Genomic DNA, 18078 nt, shown 5'->3' with positions numbered 1-18078 from the left:
CTGAACAGATTAGGGCCGGATGCCGAAATCATGGGAGTTACAAGTGTGACGGGATTGCCATGGACTCGCTGATTACGGCTGCGGCTCATGCACTTGCAGCAGGTGATCTGCTGGGCGCGCTGAAGCGGGTCGCCCTGCGGGAAGATCCGCCAGCGCTCGCTCTTAGAGGTATCATCATGGCGCAGCTTGGCGATTTCGGTCGCGCAAAAGCCCTGTTGAAAGGTGCTGCACGAGCGTTTGGCCCGCGAGAGGCAGTGGCACGGGCGCGGTGTGTCGTCGCCGAAGCTGAGATCGCACTTGTCTCCCGCGACCTATCTTGGCCTGCCAAATCGCTCAATACCGCACGAAACACGCTGGAAGCACACGGTGACCACGTCAATGCCGCGCATGCACGGCATCTCGAAGTTCGGCGTCTACTGCTGATTGGACGTCTTGACGACGCTGAGCGTTCGCTCGCTGTGCTTGACACAACTCTGCTCCCATCGGCTTCAAGGGCTGCCCACGCACTCGTGGTTGCGGGCATTGCTATCCGGCGCCTTGATATGAAAACAGCCCGCATCGCGTTTGCACAGGCGGAGGCGGCGGCTCACCAGGCTGATATCCCTGCTCTGACAACGGAGGTCGAAAATGCGCGTCTCATTCTCGATGCACCCACAGCACGGTTGATCGCGCGTGGCGAGGAGCGGCCTCTCTTACTGGAAGATGTAGAAGCGCTGCTGGCGTCACGGGCGTTCGTTGTCGACGCATGCCGTTATATTGCGCGCGAACCGGGCAAAACAATTTCATTGGCGACGCGTCCGGTCTTGTTCGCACTGGTTCGCGCACTGGCTGAAGCATGGCCGGGAGATGTGACGAGAAGCACGCTGATTGCGCGCGCCTTTGGCGGCAAACATGCTGACGAATCGCATCGCGCGCGGTTGCGGGTAGAGGTCGGGCGGCTGCGTGCCGAGCTTGGAGCGCTTGCTGATGTTAGGGCGACACAGCGTGGCTTTTTGCTGGAGCCGTGCCGTGCAAGCGACGTCGTCGTGCTCGCCCCGCTCATTGAAGGGCAGCATGGCGATTTGCTCGCCCTTCTTGCCGATGGCGAGGCATGGTCAAGCTCTGCTCTGGCGATTGCGCTTGGCGCCAGCCCCCGTACCGTACAGCGGGCGCTCGAGCAACTTGCAACGACAGGCAGGGTGCAGTCGTTTGGTCGTGGAAGAGCGCTTCGGTGGATGACGCCGCCGGTTCTGGGTTTCCCGACTATCTTGTTACTCCCTGGGCCGCTGCCGAGCGACTAGTATGGGTGTATTGGAAATGATGAGGAGACGATCATGAAACGCTCTGCTGCCGAAATAGTTCGTGAGTACGGACCTTTCCCGGGAACTGATCACGTCCATGGGGTCACGTTTGACGGTCAGAACGTCTGGTTTGCATCAGGCGACAAGCTTAGCGCCTTTGATCCGGCGAGCGGCAGCACGGTTCAGTCGATTGATGTCGCCGCCCATGCCGGGACGGCCTTCGACGGTCAGTATCTCTATCAGATCGCTGAAGACCGCATCCAGAAAATTGATCCGAAGACGGGCCTCGTCCTCAATACAATTCCGGCCCCGGGCAATGGTGGTGATTCCGGACTTGCCTGGGCCGAGGGTACACTCTGGGTAGGAGAGTATCGGGGCCGGAAGATTCACCAGATCGATCCGCAGACCGGAACTATTCTTCGCTCTATCGAGTCCAAGCGTGTCGTCACGGGCGTTAGCTGGGTTGACGGCCAACTCTGGCATGGGACATGGGAAGGTGATGATAGCGACGTGAGGCGCATCGACCCTGAAACGGGAGAGGTACTGGAGAGGCTGGATATGCCCGCGGGAACCGGTGTATCGGGGCTTGAGTCCGATGGCGCGGATAGGTTCTTTTGCGGAGGCGGAAACAGTGGCAAGGTACGCGCTATCCGCCGACCCAAATAGATCTGGTTAGCACTGGCATCGGACGGGCGTGGTACAGGGATCTAATTTGCCTGTGCTGGTGAACACGGCGCGGTGGGTGTAGTGACCGGCTCATCATTATCGAGGACCGGTTCGGCGTCCGTCCTGCTGCGTTGTGGCTCAGTGGTTTGACTGCTCGTGCTCAAAGCGTCGGCGACAGGCTGGTCGGCAGAGATCAACTGAAACAGTTTCCTGGCTGGTCTTTCTCGCCACTCGACCCGGCCGGGGTAGGCCGTGGAATAGCGCCAGGGCGTGATAACAAAGTGGATCGTATCGGTTGACAAGGCGGTGAGCGCGAGATGCCGCATGACACCTGCGGTCAGGCCGGGGTCGGTGATAACGGATTTGGTTGCGGCGTCGAGGAAGCTAAAGAGCAGGACCGGATTGGCCAAAATCTTCCTGCTCATCGACTTTTTCGCAATGGCAGCGACGAAATCCTGCTGGCGTTGGATGCGCCCGATATCAGACCCGTCGCCAATGCTGTGGCGCGCCCTGACATATCCGAGTGCCTGTTCGCCCAGTAGTGTTTGCCAGCCAGCAGGCAAGGTGAGCGGTACGTATTCGTCGTGAATCGGTTCCGGGATGCAGAGATCTACCCCACCGATCGCATCCACCATGTTTTTGAAACCGGCGAAATCAACCATGACGAAGTGGTCGATCCGAATGCCGGTAAGTGTTTCGATGGTCTTCCAGGTGCAGCCGATGCCTCCGAAGCTAAATGACGAATTGATAATTCCGAGATGCCTTTTCTGTCCCGGAAATTCCTCCCGCACGCGGCAAGCGGGAAGCTGAACCATTGAGTCACGTGGAAAGCTGATCACCACCGCATTATTCCGTTCGGGAGACAGATGAGCGAGCATGATTGTATCGGTACGGTCGCCGATATGCTGGGAATTTTCGCTGGTGCTCTGGTCCAATCCGACCACAAGAATGTTCAGCCCGGCACTTGTTACTTTGGCGGGGCGGACATCACCCAGATCCTCGCGGCTGACCTCTATGTACCGGAGATTACCAGTCAGCTTTGCATAAACAACGTACCCTGTGACCAGTACAATGACGGCAGTGCTGATGAGCAACCAAAGCAGCCAATGACGGTACCGCTTGGGCGGGACTTTGTCCGCAGATGCCGACGGCTCGTCGATCAACTCACTGTTCACGTGACTCTCCGGGAGAGGGCGGACAACCGCAGTCGGCGGCGTTCACCCAAACCAACGTATCCTGCAGGATAGGATTCTAGTCATACGTATTTAAAACGCAAGCGACCACACACGCCGTGCTGCGTAATGGCTAATCCCGGTGCCGGCCAAGTGACGCAAGACAATTAGAACAATGCCATGGCCGGAAACGCGCTCGCGATCAACTGGGCTTAATTTTTCCACGTTTGCTCAAGGACGCGTATCCAGTTCGCATGGCAAATTTTCCTCAATGCCTCATCATCATATCCGGATTGACGCAAAGCACTGACGAGTAACTGCAAATCACCGGCATCGCGCATAGCAGCAGGGATGGTTGTTCCATCAAAATCAGAACCAAGGGCGATATGATCTATACCGATGCGGTCAACGATATAGTCGATGTGTTTTACCAATACGCTCAGATCAGTGTCGGGGTTTCTCGTACCGTCCTGTCGTAGAAACAAAACGCCGAAATTCAGACCGGCCAGTCCGCCTGTATCGCGGATTGCATCGAGTTGGCGGTCGGTCAAATTACGGCTATGCGGGCTCAATGCGTGAGCGTTCGAGTGAGATGCGACAAGTGGAGCATCGGATATTGCCGAAATATCCCAGAAACCTTGCTCGTTCATATGGGACAGGTCTACCATGATACGCAGTTCATTGCAGGTCTGGACCAATTTCTTTCCATGATCGCTGAGACCCGGTCCGATATCCGGTGAACTGGGAAAGCGGAACGGTACGCCGTAGGCAAATATGTTCGGGCGACTCCATACGGGGCCGAGGGTGCGTAAACCTGCCTGATGGAGGACATAGAGCGCATCAAGATCGGGACCTATCGCTTCGGCTCCCTCTATATGAAGCACGGAGGCAAAAGCGCCGCGCTGCATAGCTTCGCGAATGTCATCGGCTGTGCGACAGATACGCAGTCTGCCTTCCGCCTGTCGCTCGATGCGAGCGAGAAGGGCGGCCATGGCCAAAGTGGTCGTCAGCGCACTTGCCATCTCAGGCGTCGTGTAATCGCCATTTGCATCTTTCTGCTGTGATGGGGTCGGAACATACATCGCACATAGCCCGCCCGCCAATCCGCCCTTGCGTGCTTTCGGCAGATCGATATGCCCGGCTTTTTCGCCCTCGATAAACCGCGTTTCCGGCGAAGGCTCGCTCGACAGCAAGAGACGAAGAAGGACATCATTGTGCCCGTCGAAAACAGGAACGATTGGATCGGTGGTCATAGGTCAGGAAGCCTTGGTGCATTTCAGAATGGTGGGATTGAGTCCCGATGATGCCACCAGCTTTGAACCGAATGATCGCAAATGGCAAATGCGTTTTCTCTGCTCGCTGCGTACCCAAACGCAAAGATCACATGCCGCGACCCCTTGCCTGAATATGGACTTCCGGATAACGAAGCGGGATGCCTATTATTCCAAATTGGGTGGCCGCTTCCCAGTGCGCCGAGAGTTTTGCAAGCCAATGGCCTGATACTGAGCCGGGTGGAGCAATCATTGGCTTTGATACGCAAGGCATTCGTTTTGCTCATTGTGGCGGGCTGGGAAGCCTCTCGACTTGCAAGGAATTTTCAGCCGACAGCGTGGTCCGTTTTGCATCCGTGACCAAGCATGTATTTGCCGCAATGGTACTTCGTAACACTGATCTCATCTCACTGAATGACCGGCTTGGTGTTTATCTTCCTGAACTGCAGAGCCCCCTTGCCGATGTTACAGTGGGCCGCGCCTTGGACATGAGCGGCGGACTGCCAGATGTGCGCGAGTGTCTGACGCTTTTGGGATTATCAGTCTATACGGAGACAAAGAAGGGACCACTTCTGGACTTTCTTTTCTCGTTAACCCGGTTGAATTTCGATGCGGGTACGGACGTTTCTTATTCCAATACCGGCTATCGCCTTGTTGAAGCAGTGCTCGAGCGCAAGGGATTAACCTTCGATGCTTTCGTACAAAGTGAGATCGCACAGCCGCTTGATATTTTCCTGAAAGCGCCCGAGGTCTGGATTGACCCGGTTAAAGGCCTTGTGCCGGGTTATTTCAAGGATGACGAAAACTGGCAACTCAGTGCTGCAGGCTTGCATATCTCCGCGGCGGGCAGTCTCGCAGGTTCTGGCAACGACCTGGCCGTGTGGCTGCAGCATTTGCTTGCCAACAATGATCGTGACACGGGCTTGCTCGCGGCACTATCTGCCACCCGTTATATGGCCGATGGTCGGCCATCCGGCTACGGACTGGGATTGCGTTGGTCAGATTTGGCCGGTCGCAATTTCGTCGGGCATGGCGGCTCACACCCCGGCTACAAGTCCTATTTTCTTCTTGATCCGGAAGCTGGAACCGGAGTTGTCGTCGTCTCCAATCGTGATGACACCAACAGTTACAAGCTTGCTTTCAATACCATGAGCGCCTTGACAGGGCTGCCATTGCCAGAAACCAACTGCACGCTTCCCGATGGCCTTTACGCAACGGAAACGGGCCCCTACTGGATTGAACTCAAGAACGGAATTGCCACTTATTTGGATGCCGAGGACACGCTCTATGATGACGGCGATGGCTGGTTTTCGTCGCGCTCTGCCTCGTCTCCCTTGCGATTGCATTGGACAGGCTCGGCACTTGAAGGTGAGGCAGGTTATGTGCAGCGTTGTTTCCTGCCAGTGAACCCGGAGACTGTTCCAGATGACCTGAACGGTCATTGGGTCGCCGGTCAGTATGGTGCTCAGTTTGAAATCAAAGATGGAATGGTGATTATGGGTATCGGGCCCACACGCCGTCCGATGCCATTGATGGCACTTGGCAATGACCGTTTTCTCTTTACCCTCAATGACGGGCCTTGGCGCAAGCGCATCTGTCTCCATCGTCTTGCGAGAGGGAAAGTCGAACTTGTTCTTAGCCGCTGCCGGATTGTGGAATATATGTTGGCGAGCTGATTTGGCTTGAAAATGTAACAGCTTCAAGCTCGCTGGTGAGCGGGATAAAGAGCAGTGTCAGTCGCTTAGGGCGTCTTTTCGTGTGATTTGAGTGGCCCCGGATAAAACGCTGTATCGAACCGGCATGGTTCACCATAAGCAGGAGCTTTTTGCTGGCAGATTGCATCGATCGAGACCGGCGTTGGTTTGGCGCGCTTGTCGATCCAGTCAACCATGGATTGAAAGATAGCCGCATATTGCGGGGTTGAGAGCTTGCTGTGCTCGTGCTCGTCAGTGAATGTCTGAACCAGAAGATCACTGTTTCCAGCCTTGGCAACCATATCCCGATAAACCGTTTCGAACTCGACAGGGGCGGTCGGGTCATCCTTGGCATGCATGGTCAAGGTGGGAAGGACAATCTGACCGGTAAGATCACTGTCATAGGCAAGCAGGCGTACGCCCTCAGGATCGGCGGTAAAACGTTCTACGCCCTTGTTCAATGCGTCATCATCGCTGGAGCCGGTATAGCGCGTTGTCTGATTGTCGAATGGGTTATGGCCTTCAAGACGTCGCCATATCATATCCTTGAATGTCAACGTCGCCCAAGCGAGGTGAGCAGCAAGCGTCCTTTCGGGAACAGGAATAACAGCCAGTATATTGGCAAGGTTTTGTTTCTGTTCGGTCGATCGCTGGTCGGCAGGCAAGTCGACTCCAGTGCAGTCGTTTACACGGGCATCCAGTTCTTTCCGTGAGAGTTTTGCGTCCTGTGGCAGTCCCTGCCAAAGTGGGTATTGCTCTTCATCGGATTTGGGGTTGTTGTGGCAATAGTATTGATAGACGACACGCAGATCGGCGCGGACATCATAGGCACGCGTGCCTCCGGCCAGAACGCCGCTTGTCAAAACCACGCCGTTGTAGACCCGGTCGCCAGCACCGTCGATGGAATAAAGCTCTGCTGCTTTTGCGGCAACGTTCCCACCCCATGACTGGCCGTGGAGAATAGTGAGGCGAGGGCGCCCCAGCTTGTCCCAAGTAATCCGGCGCAAGTTTTCTGTATCTTCGGCGGCCATACGCACGCCATAGCCTTCCCGTCGATAACTCGATCCAGCCCATGCGTAACCTTCGCTAACGGTGACAGCAAAGCGTTCCAGATCCTCAACCGGATCGTCAATCTTCGGACGCGTCAGGCGTGGTCCGCCGTGAGCATGGAGGACAAGGATGCCGTTCCAGTTTTTCGGGCGAGCGATCCAGTAGAACGCCCCGTTGCGGTCCTGTCCCGAGTAGCAGTCCGTATCCGCGGGTAATTTGGCCGGACATTGGGTTGCTTCCTGTGCCCATGAAGGGGTGTCGAACAAGCTGAAAGTACAGGCAGCGGCGGCCAGCAGAACCAAGCGACGGAACATTATACCTCCCCGTTATTGATTGCATGCAAACTTGCACGCCTGTTTCATCATTGCTGACGGACGCATAAATTTCAACACCAAGAGGCACTTTCGCGTCGGCCTTGTCAGTTCGGAAGCCTGTGCAGAGGAAAGATGGTTCCTTGGCCACGAGCTACTCAATACAAGCATGCAGAATGATTATGATAAAAATTATTATCATCGCTTGTAAATAGGTTCTGGGTGCGGTAAAGATATCGAAATAATGATTATTATCATAATTAACTTGAAGGACATCGGCAATGCAGCTCGCAATCAAATGCCTCATCGGAGTTGCAATATTTGCGGCGCCCTGTGCCTACGATGCCGCTTCCCGCGAGCCCTCGGCAATCGCTGGGCTGGTCGCTGCAGTGTCAACGATTGAAGCCCGATCGGAAAGAGCTGTTTTTTCGTTCAAAGCAATGCGCCCGCCGCGCTGAAATGAGATTCCCGCCTGTCGATCAAGCTGTTTAACAGCCATCAAACAGGATTTGTAACTTTCCCCACATTCCAGAGGAAGAAGACAATGACAGAAGCAATCAATCACGGTCGCCGCCGCTTGTTCGGAACTGCCGCGGCAGCACTTGCAGTCGCTCAGCTCGGAATGATCGGCTCAGCAACTGCGCAATCTGATAAATCCAAACCAGGACGTCTGCCCGCAATCAAACCAGGCACAAATACTTCATTCGATCCGCTCAAGCAGATCAATGCCGGCGTTCTCAATATTGGTTATGCCGAGGCCGGTCCTGCCGATGGTCCAGTCGTCATCTGTCTTCACGGCTGGCCCTACGACATTTACAGCTTTGTCGATGTAGCGCCTTTGCTCGCATCGGCGGGTTACAGGGTCATTATTCCCTATCTTCGCGGCTATGGCACAACGCGCTTTCTTTCGGACAGCACGCCTCGCAATGGCCAACAGGCAGTTGTTGCCGTCGATATCATCGCATTGATGGATGCGCTGAAGATAGACAAGGCGGTCATGGCCGGTTTTGATTGGGGCGCACGGACGGTCAATATTCTGGCGGCCCTGTGGCCGGAGCGTTGCAAGGCAATGGTTTCCGTAAGCGGCTATCTGATTGGCAGCCGCGAAGCCAACAAAACACCTCTGCCACCTAAAGCAGAGCTTGCATGGTGGTATCAGTTCTATTTTGCGACAGAACGGGGTCAGGCGGGGTACGAGATGTACCGGCACGATTTCAACAAGTTGATCTGGCAACTTGCATCRCCCAAGTGGAATTTCGATGATGCCACGTTCGACCGCAGTGCCAAAGCTTTCGACAATCCGGACCACGTCAGCGTCGTCATTCATAATTATCGCTGGCGGATCGGACTGGCTGAAGGTGAAAAGCAGTATGATGATCTGGAGAACCGCCTCGCCGAAGGTCCGCTCATCAGTGTCCCCACGATTACCATGGAAGGCGACGCCAACGGTGCTGCGCATCCGGATAGCAGCGCCTACGCTAAAAAGTTTACGGGTAAATATGCGCACCGGCTTATAGAGGGTGGTGTCGGGCATAATTTACCTCAGGAAGCGCCCGCAGCATTTGCTCAGGCTGTCATCGACGTGGACGGTTTTTAATCCGGAGATTATCGCCAATCGGCCCGATACTTGAAGATATCGGGCCGAAAACTGCTCTACCGCCAATCCCTTGGACTTAAGCAGCTTGCACCTTCCGGGGACCACGAGCCCATGCCGGGAGCCAATCGCCGTGCGCGGTAAGAAGGTCGTCCACGAGTGACCAAATCTGATCGAGATCGAGCTCCGCGGCCGTATGCGGGTCCATCATGGCCGCGTGGTAGATATGATCGCGGTTCTCGGTCATCAGCGCCTGAACGGTCAATTCCTGTACATTGATATTGGTGCGGATGAGCGCCGTGAGTTGCGGTGGCAGAGCGCCTATGTAGGTCGGCTGAATGCCTGAGGCATCAACGAGGCAGGGAACTTCCGCAGCACAATTGGCTGGCAGCGAGGTGATACAGCCATTGTTGCGCACATTGCCGTAAATGACCGATGGTTCGCCGGTCCATACGGAGTTCATGATGGATGACGCATATTCGCGGCTTTCAGTCACCTCAATCTTGTCGGCTTTTGCAAAGGTCTCTGCCTGACCCTTCCAACGTTCGATCTGCTCGATACAGCGCTGCGGGTACTCATCCAGCGGAATGCCGAACTTCTCAATGAGATCGTCGCGTCCATCCTTGATGAAATAGGGTGTATATTCCGCAAAATGTTCGGAGCTTTCCGTGACGAAATAGCCAAGCCGGGTCAGCATCTCATAGCGCACCTTATTGGGACAGCGCGGGTTCCAATGGCTGGGTTTTGGAAAACGCCCTTCACGGTAACCGCGAACGAGATCCGGATAGAGGTTGCGATAGCTGCCATCGGGCTGCTGATGCTCGAACTGGAGGTAAAAGGCCATGTGATTGATACCAGCGGCGCGATAGCGAATTTCTTCGATTGGAATATCAAGATCGCGCGCAAGTTCACCCGCTGTACCTTGCACGGAATGGCAAAGGCCAACCTGGCGGATTGTCGGATATTTCTCCGCAATCGCCCAGGTGTTGATTGCCATGGGATTTACGTATTGAAGCAGAATGGCTTGCGGGCAGACGGCAAGCATATCCTCGCAGATGTTCCAAAGATGCGGAACGGTCCGCAGGCCGCGCATAATCCCGCCAACGCCAAGCGTGTCGGCAATGGTCTGGCGAAGGCCGTACTTTTTGGGAACTTCAAAATCCGTGACGGTGCAGGGTTCATACCCGCCGATCTGGAAAGCCACCACGACAAAGTCGGCTTTCTCAAGCGCGCGCCGACGGTCCGTATGGGTTTCAATGACGGCCTTGGCGTTGAGTGTTTTTGCCAGTTTGCCGGCAACGATTTCGCTCTCGGCCAGACGTTGCGGATTAATATCCATAAGCGCGATCTTCGCACCCGATAGTGCCGGGCGCTGCAGAATATCGCCGATGATGTTTTTCATGAAGACGGTGGAACCGGCTCCGATAAAGGTGACTTTGGGTTGTTTTGACATGGCAAACTCCGGGAGGATTATGCGGCTACCTCGAAGGCGGCTTTGACAAGCCGTTCAGTGTAGGCGGTCTTGGGATGGAATAAAACGTCGTTGACAGGGCCTTCTTCGACGATCTTGCCGTGCTGCATCACCATGACGCGGTGGCAAAGGGCACGGACCACTTTCAGATCGTGAGAAATGAACAGATAACTCAGCCCGCAATCATCCTGCAGCTTACGCAGCAGATCGATAATCTGTGCCTGCACCGACAGATCGAGCGCCGATGTCGGTTCGTCCAAAAGAATGAATTCCGGTTCGAGCGCTATGGCACGCGCAATGGCTATGCGCTGGCGCTGGCCGCCGGAAAATTCGTGCGGGAAGCGGGATAGGATATTATGTGGCATCCCCGCACATTTCAGGGCTTCCTGAACACGGTCGAGACGATCAGCCCGGTTCTCGCCGATCCGGTTGATGATCAGCCCTTCCTCGATGATCTGTCCAATCGACATGCGTGGATTGAGTGAGGAAAACGGGTCCTGAAAGACAATTTGCATTCGCGATCGCAAGGGCCGCATTTCAGCCCGGGACTTGTTGTGAATTGGCTGCCGGTCGAAATAAATCTCGCCGCTATCCGTGTGCACGAGCCGGACAAGTGCTTGGCCGAAAGTCGTCTTGCCAGAGCCGGATTCGCCGACAATACCCAGCGTCTCATGCTTGTGAAGTTTCAGATTGAGACTGTCGACAGCAACAAGCTCGTGCAACTGCGGCTTGAAGAAGCCGCCGCGTTTCAACATGTATGTCACCCGAACAGATTTGCCTTCCAGAATGGCTTCGCAGTTTGCGGGCATCGGATTGGCTTCTCCCTTGGGTTCAGACCCGAGAAGATGGCACGTATAGGGATGACGAGGGTTCGCAAAGAGCGCTGCTGTCGTGTTGTGCTCTTTCACCTCGCCATGCTGCATGACATAGACATAATCCGAAAATTGCCGGACGACGGTCAGGTCATGGGTGATGAGAATGACAGCCATTCCGAGCCGCTTCTGCAGATCGCGGATAAGGTTGAGAATCTGGGCCTGAACCGTCACATCGAGCGCGGTAGTTGGTTCATCGGCGATCAGCACGTCGGGGTTGTTTGCGAGCGCCATAGCAATCATGACGCGCTGGCGCTGGCCACCGGAGAGCTGGTGCGGATACTGATTGAGCCGGGATTCCGGATCGGGGATCTGAACCTGTATCAACAGGTCAAGCGCGCGCTTTTGTGCTTCGCGTCTGCTGATGCGCTGGTGCACGCGAATGGCCTCGATGATCTGACTGCCAATCGTATAGATCGGATTGAGCGAACTCATGGGTTCCTGAAAGATCATGGACATGCGGTTGCCGCGCAACGCACGTCGTGCATGGCTTGAGAATTTCAGGATGTCCTTGCCGTCATAGATGATCTTCGCCCCATGGGAGACCGTAGCACGCTTGGTCAAAAGCCCCATGATGGTGCGCGCAGTGACGGATTTTCCAGAACCGGATTCGCCGACGATCGCAATGGTTTCCCCGCGATAGAGCTGAAAGGAAACATCCTTGACGGCATCGACTATGCCATCCTCTACCTTGAAGCGGACCGCAACATTGCGTGCGTCAATAACAGGGCTTTCCGGATGCGCTGCGCTATCCAGTCGTTGTTCGGGCGCCATGGTGCTTGTTTCAATTATCGGCATCGCATCCAGCCTCAATAGGGGTCAACGGCATCGCGCAAACCATCGCCAAGCGCATTGAACGCAAAGACGGTGACAAGCACGAAAGCAACGGGTGTGAGTATCCATGGGTAAGACCCAATAACGGAATAGGTTGCCGTATCCTGCAACATCAAACCCCAGGAGATGAGCGGGGGTTTCACGGCAAACCCGAGAAAACCCAGAAAGGATTCCAGAAGGACGATGTGAGGAATTGCTATGGTGACGGCAACGATCACATGGCTCATGACGTTTGGAAAAATATGTTGAAAAATGATGCGGCGGTCCGATGCTCCTACGGCAAGAGCTGCCCGCACATATTCGATACGCGCCAGCGCCAGCGTCTTGCCGCGCACTTCGCGTGACATTTGGGCCCAGCCAAGCGCCGACATGACGATGATGACAAAGCCGAGGAAGATATTGGTCGGTGCCGTAACCGGTATGAGCGAACTGAGTGCGAGATAGAGTGGTAGCTGGGGAAATGCCAGCACCAGTTCGACAAAGCGTTGTGTCCACGCGTCAAATCTTCCACCGAAATAGCCAGAGACCAGACCTACCGTTGTGCCGACAACTGTAACGATGGAGACGACAATCAAGGCAATCATCAACGAGATACGAGAACCGTAAAGGGCCCGGGAAAGAACATCGCGCCCGAACTTGTCCGTTCCGAGGAAATGCACTGGCTGCCCATCTGAAGTGCCAAAGAAATGCCGGTTCGTCGGGATGATACCAAGAAGCTTGTAGTCGAAGCCTTTGACGAAGAAACCCAGCAGGCGCGGATTGTCATAGTCTGGCCCGACCACGGGTTGAAATGTCACCGGGTCAAGTTCTTCTGTCTCGGCAATCGGATAGGTGCGCGGGCGAAGAGAAAAATTGCCATCCTTGTCAAAGAACCTGATAGCTTCAGGCGGTGCAAAGCCAATGTCTGTCTGCATGGGATCAACTGGCGCAAAGAAACCGGCAAAGATGGCCATAACAAGCAACAGGCAGACCAGAACGAGGCCGATCATGCCGGTCCAGGAGCGTTTCAAACGTCGCCAGACAAGAGCGATATAGCGTTCATTGCCGCGTTTGCCATTAACCGTTTCGATGGTGAGAGGTGGTTGTTGAATTTGCATATGCATCACTTCACCTCCCCATATTGCCGCACCCGTGGGTCGACGAGGGCGAGCAGAAGGTCTGCGATGATGTTGCCGACGATCAATGTGGCCGAAAGCACCAGCATGAAAGTCGCCGTGACGTAGACATCGCCAACCCACATGGAGCCGACGATGGCGGGACCGACGGTCGGCAAAGCAAAGATGATCGCAGTCTCTATCTCTCCGGTCAGCATATAGGGCAACACGACACCCTGATACATAATCAATGGGTGGAGTGCGTTCGGTACCGCATGGCGCATGATGACAGCGCCCTCACTCAGACCTTTGGCGCGTGCTGTTTCCACATATTGGGCGTTGAGCGTATCGAGCAGGTTGCCGCGCATCACGCGCATATTGTAGGCGAGGCCACCAAATGTTGCGATGGCCACGACGGGCCAGACATGCCGGACGAGATCGACAAATTTGTCCCAGGACCAGGGCGCACCGCCATAACGCGGTGAATTGAAACTGCCGATCTCCGATACGTTGAAATGAAATACCATGATGTAGACAATGATGAGCGCCATCAGGAAGCGCGGCACGGTCATCCCAAGGAATGATATGCCGGAGAGCAGGCTGTCGACCCATGAATACTGCCGGGTGGCGGCCAATATGCCAAAACTGATGCCAATAATTGATGCGAGGATATGGCAGGTGAGTGCCAGCAACAGAGTTCGTGGTAATCGTTCACCGACCACGTCGGCAACCGGCTTGTTATAGAACAGGCTGTGACCAAAATCGCCGCGCGTCACCATGCCGACCACCCAGTTGACGTATTGAACGGGTAGAGGCTTGTCGAGACCGTTCGCGACCCGGTAGGCCTGCGCTTGCGCGTCCGCCGCTTCGAAGGAAGCTCCGCCCTGATTCATCAATTGCGATCGGATGTAATCGGAATAATCGCCGGGAGGCGCCTGAATAATGGCGAAGGTAACCACGCTCAGCACAAACAACACCGGAATGGCAGAGGCGATACGCACAAGCAGGAATCGTAACATGGGCCGGTTCACTTCTCTTGTGTTGGTTTCAAAACGGGTATGAATGTACTCACACCATCGACTTGTTCGGTTGATGAGCCGGCCGCACATCAGTGCGACCGGCCAGCCAGAGTCCTTGGGAGGCTCAGTTCATCGGGCCGGGACCGCCCGGCTTTCCGGGTAATTGCTGTGGGTACAGTTCAAAATCACCCTGTTTGTCCGCCTTGACGAATACGCGCTCGCGGATGATGGCGTCCTCGGCCCAGTTGAACATGAATATCGGAGCGCCGGACGGAATGTTGGAGAAGCGCTTGTTGATAACGAGAGCACCGGCGAATTCCGTTAATCCGACTGTATTCACGTTTGTCGTGTAGACCTTCTGGTACTGCTTCATCAGCTCGGTTCGTTCGGCGTTATCCTGGCTTGAGATGAACTTGTTGACGATCTTCACCATCTCTTCTTCGAAAGGCATCAGATCCAGCTGACCATTTTCCGGAGCGCGATGGTTCCAACTGGTGCGGGGTCCCACCGGAGCCAATTGTTCGGTGTTCTGTACGACAGAAGCGAGTTCCGAATTGTTGCGCCAGATCATCCAGTCGAACCGTCCACCAAAATTGGCGGCATCGCGCTGGTTGGCATCCACGGCATTGAGAATGACGCGCAGGCCAAGCTTTTGCAGCTGGCCGATCACGCCTTCCGCAAGGTTCTTGTCGGTGTTGTAGGCATTGTTCACCAGAAGGGTGATTTCCACATCCTTGCCGCCTGCTTTGTCAGGCGGAAAGTTGACAATGCCATTGCCGTCGGTGTCCTTCAGACCGGCCTTTGCCAGCTCTGCCTTTGCGCCTTCCAAATCAAATGGATAATAGACGGTGGATTGCCTGTCATAGAAGCTCGTTGCCGATGACAGCCCGCCGGGATAGATCGCGGTGAACGGACCTTTGACAAGCGCTTCGCCTAATTTCTTCCGGTCGATCGCCATGGTCACCGCCTTGCGGAAGTGCTCGTCGCGATTGAGTTCACGAACGGCTTGACCGCGCGCATCGGGTGCGCCCCAGCCATTGGCCGAAAAGTTCATATCGAGATTGTAGCCGATGAGGCGCGGGCCGAAGGCAAGCCGGGCAGGCGCGTTGTCCTGCGCGGCACGTTTCAGCGACTCCACGAAATTTTCCGGCTGTTCGAGATTGGAAAAATCGGCTGAACCTGCAACCGTCTGGACATCGCGATCAGCCCAGGTTGAGAGCTTATAATGCATCTCGTTGACATAGGGCAGCTGATTGCCAGCCTCGTCCACCTTCCAGTAATAAGGGTTGCGGCGAAGCACGATGATATCGTCAGGCCTGTACTCGACTGGAACCCAAGCCCCCATAACCGGCATGTTCATATACTCAGGCGGGAAACCGTTTTTGTATTGATCATAGGTTGTTGCAGCGTATTTTGGGTGCTTCGTCTTGAGGATATGCGCTGGACCCGGGCAAAATGTTCCATAGGCCATGGCGTAAAGATACTGGCGCGGGAAAGCATTCTTGAATGTCCATTCAACGGTATAGGCATCAATTTTCTTCAGCGTCGTGCCAACACCAAACGTCTCCTGGGTTGCGCCATTGAGTGGTGAAACATTGGGGTCAATGACATTGTCATCCCAATAGAACATCACATCATCCGCATCGAATGGCGCGCCATCGGACCATTTCGCACCCTCAATGAGATGCATGGTCAGGGTGTGGCCATCCGCTGACCATTCCCATCCCTTAGCCAGATTTGGCAAGGGCTCGACATCCGTTGCTTCAACCTGAAACAGCGGTGCGGTTCGCGTCAGACATTCAGACAGGCCAATGTCGATACCCCCATAGCCTTGCGATTGGCCGCCGATATAGTTCCAGCCTTCCGGCCGTCCGCCAATGACATGGCGCAATGTATCACCATAGACACCGATACCATCGGGCATATTTCCTGTTTTATAGACAAGCGGTTCTTTGGGTAGCCGGTCTTTGACCGCTGGAAGCTTGCCCGCTTTTACAAATTTTTCGGTGACCCAATCAGGTTCGTGATAGGCGGGAAGGGCTTTGAATTCAAGAATTGCATCTCTGGAGACATATGAGATTTTTGCCTGCGCTTTGAAGGATGGCGGTTCCGGCGGAACTGTCGGCTCGGACGCCAATACCGGCAAAGCCAGCATTGAAACACCTATGGCGAGTGAACTCAAATAGCGAAAATGGCTCATCGTCTCTCCCTCTTCAATCTGGCCCGGCTCATGTCGCTACCCCGTCTCCTCCAAGAGGGGAAAGCAGCCGGAAAAATTAATTCACGCCTGTTTCATCAATGCTTTTTCTGCTCTCAGCTCTTCGATAGAGCGTACTGAACGGCTGGCGACGCCCTTCCATTCGCGCGTCGCTACCGTCTTGTGGCGCAAACGCTCTTTCGCATCGTCAATGGCATGGGCATATTGCGGCAACCATTGCGCTTGGGCGACGATCATTTCATCGACCATCTGCCAGACTTCCTCAGGTGTGCACACAGCACCGACCAACGGATCGTGCAGAACGGCAAGTTTCAAAAGATCGATATCGCCGCTGATTGCGGCATGGACGGCCATCCGCTGCACATTGATCGATGAAATGCATGTGGCTGCACACGCCTCCGGTAATGTGATGCCGGATACCATGTTGATACCAAACCTGTCGACAAACCCCGGCGATTCAATAATCGCGTCGGCGGGGAGATTCGTGATGATCCCGGTATTGCGCGTGTTGAAATGGCCTCGATAGACACGCCCGGTTTCCAGCGCTTCAAGAATATGGCTGGCATGCTCATTGGAACGGCGGGTGGGATCGATAGGCTTTGCTGCGGCCTCCAGAAACTGCGGAAACTCGGTTTCGAACCAGTTCCGCGTTTCCGTTGAATAACGCAGATAGCCGCCAGTCTCACCATGAATCCAGTCGGACATGTCGATCCATTTGGTGATCTCATCGGGACGTTTGCGATACCAGGGCAGGTATTCCGAGAGGTGGCCGTTGCTTTCAGTGGAATAGACGCCGAAACGCTTGAGAACATCAATACGCAGCTTTTCCTGTTGTGAGAAAACGGGATGGGCTTCGAACGCGGCAATAAGTTCATCCTTGCCAATCTTGCGGCCGCGCAGGCGGATATCGACAAACCATGTCTGGTGGTTGATGCCCGAGCAGATGTAGTCAAGTTCATCCTTGGATTTGGCACCGAGAATTTCTGCGATCTGTTCCGCACCATGCTGAACGCCATGGCAAAGCCCTATCGTATCGACTTTGCCATATTCGATAGCAGCCCAGGTATTCATGGCCATGGGATTGGCATAGTTCAGGAACTTTGCACCGGGTTCCGCAAGCTCGCGGATGTCCTTGCAGAAATCGAGAATGACGGGAATATTGCGCTGTCCATAGAGGATGCCGCCTGCGCAGATTGTATCGCCCACACACTGATCTATGCCATATTTCAGGGGAATGCGGATATCGTCCGCATAGGCCTCAAGTCCACCGACCCGTACACAGCTTATAACATAGCGAGCGCCTTCGATGGCCTTGCGTCGGTCTGTCGTGGCTGTCACGCGCGTCGGAAGATTATTGGCCTCAACAACACGATCCAGAATTGCCTTGATCATCTTGAGGTTATGTTCGCTGATGTCAGTCAGAGCGAATTCAATATCCTTGAATTCCGGCACGCAGAGAATGTCGGTGAAGAGCTTTTTTGTGAACCCCACGCTGCCAGCGCCAATGATAGCGATTTTGAAACTGCTCATGT

General features: G+C 54.9%; 13 protein-coding genes. 4 read left to right on the top strand and 9 right to left on the bottom strand.

Going from position 1 to position 18078, the window contains the following annotated elements; translation table 11 throughout:
- The first annotated feature begins 59 nt into the window (after positions 1 to 59).
- Together AB4Y96_RS07840 and AB4Y96_RS07835 are read left to right on the top strand one after the other, a co-directional pair.
- Positions 60 to 1280 (top strand): helix-turn-helix domain-containing protein, encoded by a 1221-nt coding sequence (locus AB4Y96_RS07840; protein WP_441916511.1) that lies wholly within the window; start codon positions 60 to 62, stop codon positions 1278 to 1280.
- A gap of 33 nt (positions 1281 to 1313) precedes the next feature.
- Positions 1314 to 1946, top strand: coding sequence for a Vgb family protein (locus tag AB4Y96_RS07835; protein ID WP_441916510.1), 633 nt, complete (start codon positions 1314 to 1316; stop codon positions 1944 to 1946).
- Between the two features lie 41 nt (positions 1947 to 1987).
- Here AB4Y96_RS07835 and AB4Y96_RS07830 read toward each other — a convergent pair whose 3' ends face one another.
- Together AB4Y96_RS07830 and AB4Y96_RS07825 are read right to left on the bottom strand one after the other, a co-directional pair.
- Positions 1988 to 3121 carry an LCP family protein gene (locus tag AB4Y96_RS07830; RefSeq protein ID WP_441916509.1) on the bottom strand — a complete coding sequence of 378 codons (1134 nt, stop codon included), beginning with the start codon at positions 3119 to 3121 and terminating at the stop codon, positions 1988 to 1990.
- A 209-nt stretch (positions 3122 to 3330) separates the two neighbouring features.
- On the bottom strand, positions 3331 to 4371 hold the full coding sequence (locus tag AB4Y96_RS07825; RefSeq protein ID WP_441916508.1) for a dipeptidase: 1041 nt from the start codon (positions 4369 to 4371) through the stop codon (positions 3331 to 3333).
- A 179-nt stretch (positions 4372 to 4550) separates the two neighbouring features.
- Here AB4Y96_RS07825 and AB4Y96_RS07820 point away from each other — a divergent pair, with 179 nt between their 5' ends.
- Positions 4551 to 6065 (top strand): serine hydrolase domain-containing protein, encoded by a 1515-nt coding sequence (locus tag AB4Y96_RS07820; RefSeq protein WP_441916507.1) that lies wholly within the window; start codon positions 4551 to 4553, stop codon positions 6063 to 6065.
- A gap of 65 nt (positions 6066 to 6130) precedes the next feature.
- Here AB4Y96_RS07820 and AB4Y96_RS07815 read toward each other — a convergent pair whose 3' ends face one another.
- Positions 6131 to 7447 (bottom strand): hypothetical protein, encoded by a 1317-nt coding sequence (locus AB4Y96_RS07815; protein ID WP_441916506.1) that lies wholly within the window; start codon positions 7445 to 7447, stop codon positions 6131 to 6133.
- 541 nt (positions 7448 to 7988) lie between these two features.
- On the opposite strand from AB4Y96_RS07815, the gene AB4Y96_RS07810 reads away from it, so the two are divergent.
- Complete coding sequence (locus AB4Y96_RS07810) at positions 7989 to 9041, top strand: alpha/beta fold hydrolase (RefSeq protein WP_441916505.1); 1053 nt, start codon at positions 7989 to 7991, stop codon at positions 9039 to 9041.
- Between the two features lie 76 nt (positions 9042 to 9117).
- Here AB4Y96_RS07810 and AB4Y96_RS07805 read toward each other — a convergent pair whose 3' ends face one another.
- From AB4Y96_RS07805 to AB4Y96_RS07780, 6 genes are all read right to left on the bottom strand, one after another.
- Complete coding sequence (locus AB4Y96_RS07805) at positions 9118 to 10491, bottom strand: alpha-glucosidase/alpha-galactosidase (protein ID WP_441916504.1); 1374 nt, start codon at positions 10489 to 10491, stop codon at positions 9118 to 9120.
- Between the two features lie 17 nt (positions 10492 to 10508).
- Positions 10509 to 12179, bottom strand: a complete 1671-nt coding sequence (locus AB4Y96_RS07800; protein WP_441916503.1) for an ABC transporter ATP-binding protein — start codon at positions 12177 to 12179, stop codon at positions 10509 to 10511.
- Positions 12180 to 12190: 11 nt separating this feature from the next.
- On the bottom strand, positions 12191 to 13312 hold the full coding sequence (locus AB4Y96_RS07795) for an ABC transporter permease (RefSeq protein WP_441916553.1): 1122 nt from the start codon (positions 13310 to 13312) through the stop codon (positions 12191 to 12193).
- 5 nt (positions 13313 to 13317) lie between these two features.
- A complete protein-coding gene (locus AB4Y96_RS07790; protein WP_441916502.1) occupies positions 13318 to 14328 on the bottom strand; it encodes an ABC transporter permease in 1011 nt (336 codons plus the stop codon).
- Positions 14329 to 14452: 124 nt separating this feature from the next.
- Positions 14453 to 16528, bottom strand: coding sequence for an ABC transporter substrate-binding protein (locus AB4Y96_RS07785; RefSeq protein WP_441916501.1), 2076 nt, complete (start codon positions 16526 to 16528; stop codon positions 14453 to 14455).
- 81 nt (positions 16529 to 16609) lie between these two features.
- Positions 16610 to 18076, bottom strand: coding sequence for an alpha-glucosidase/alpha-galactosidase (locus AB4Y96_RS07780; RefSeq protein ID WP_441916500.1), 1467 nt, complete (start codon positions 18074 to 18076; stop codon positions 16610 to 16612).
- Positions 18077 to 18078: the final 2 nt, after the last annotated feature.

Origin of the sequence: Phyllobacterium sp. TAF24, assembly GCF_052113785.1 — a bacterium.
Taxonomy (GTDB): Bacteria; Pseudomonadota; Alphaproteobacteria; order Rhizobiales; family Rhizobiaceae; genus Phyllobacterium.
The sequence above is the reverse complement of the archived record's forward strand: the minus strand, read 5'-3'. Positions and strand labels throughout refer to the sequence as shown.

What these genes read in the sequence shown, in the direction of transcription:
- AB4Y96_RS07840 (WP_441916511.1), top strand. Translation starts at nt 60, where the DNA reads ATGGACTCGCTGATTACGGCTGCGGCTCATGCACTTGCAGCAGGTGAT.
- AB4Y96_RS07835 (WP_441916510.1), top strand. Translation starts at nt 1,314, where the DNA reads ATGAAACGCTCTGCTGCCGAAATAGTTCGTGAGTACGGACCTTTCCCG.
- AB4Y96_RS07825 (WP_441916508.1), bottom strand. Translation starts at nt 4,371, where the DNA reads ATGACCACCGATCCAATCGTTCCTGTTTTCGACGGGCACAATGATGTC.
- AB4Y96_RS07820 (WP_441916507.1), top strand. Translation starts at nt 4,551, where the DNA reads ATGCCTATTATTCCAAATTGGGTGGCCGCTTCCCAGTGCGCCGAGAGT.
- AB4Y96_RS07815 (WP_441916506.1), bottom strand. Translation starts at nt 7,447, where the DNA reads ATGTTCCGTCGCTTGGTTCTGCTGGCCGCCGCTGCCTGTACTTTCAGC.
- AB4Y96_RS07805 (WP_441916504.1), bottom strand. Translation starts at nt 10,491, where the DNA reads ATGTCAAAACAACCCAAAGTCACCTTTATCGGAGCCGGTTCCACCGTC.
- AB4Y96_RS07800 (WP_441916503.1), bottom strand. Translation starts at nt 12,179, where the DNA reads ATGCCGATAATTGAAACAAGCACCATGGCGCCCGAACAACGACTGGAT.
- AB4Y96_RS07795 (WP_441916553.1), bottom strand. Translation starts at nt 13,312, where the DNA reads ATGCAAATTCAACAACCACCTCTCACCATCGAAACGGTTAATGGCAAA.
- AB4Y96_RS07790 (WP_441916502.1), bottom strand. Translation starts at nt 14,328, where the DNA reads ATGTTACGATTCCTGCTTGTGCGTATCGCCTCTGCCATTCCGGTGTTG.
- AB4Y96_RS07785 (WP_441916501.1), bottom strand. Translation starts at nt 16,528, where the DNA reads ATGAGCCATTTTCGCTATTTGAGTTCACTCGCCATAGGTGTTTCAATG.
- AB4Y96_RS07780 (WP_441916500.1), bottom strand. Translation starts at nt 18,076, where the DNA reads ATGAGCAGTTTCAAAATCGCTATCATTGGCGCTGGCAGCGTGGGGTTC.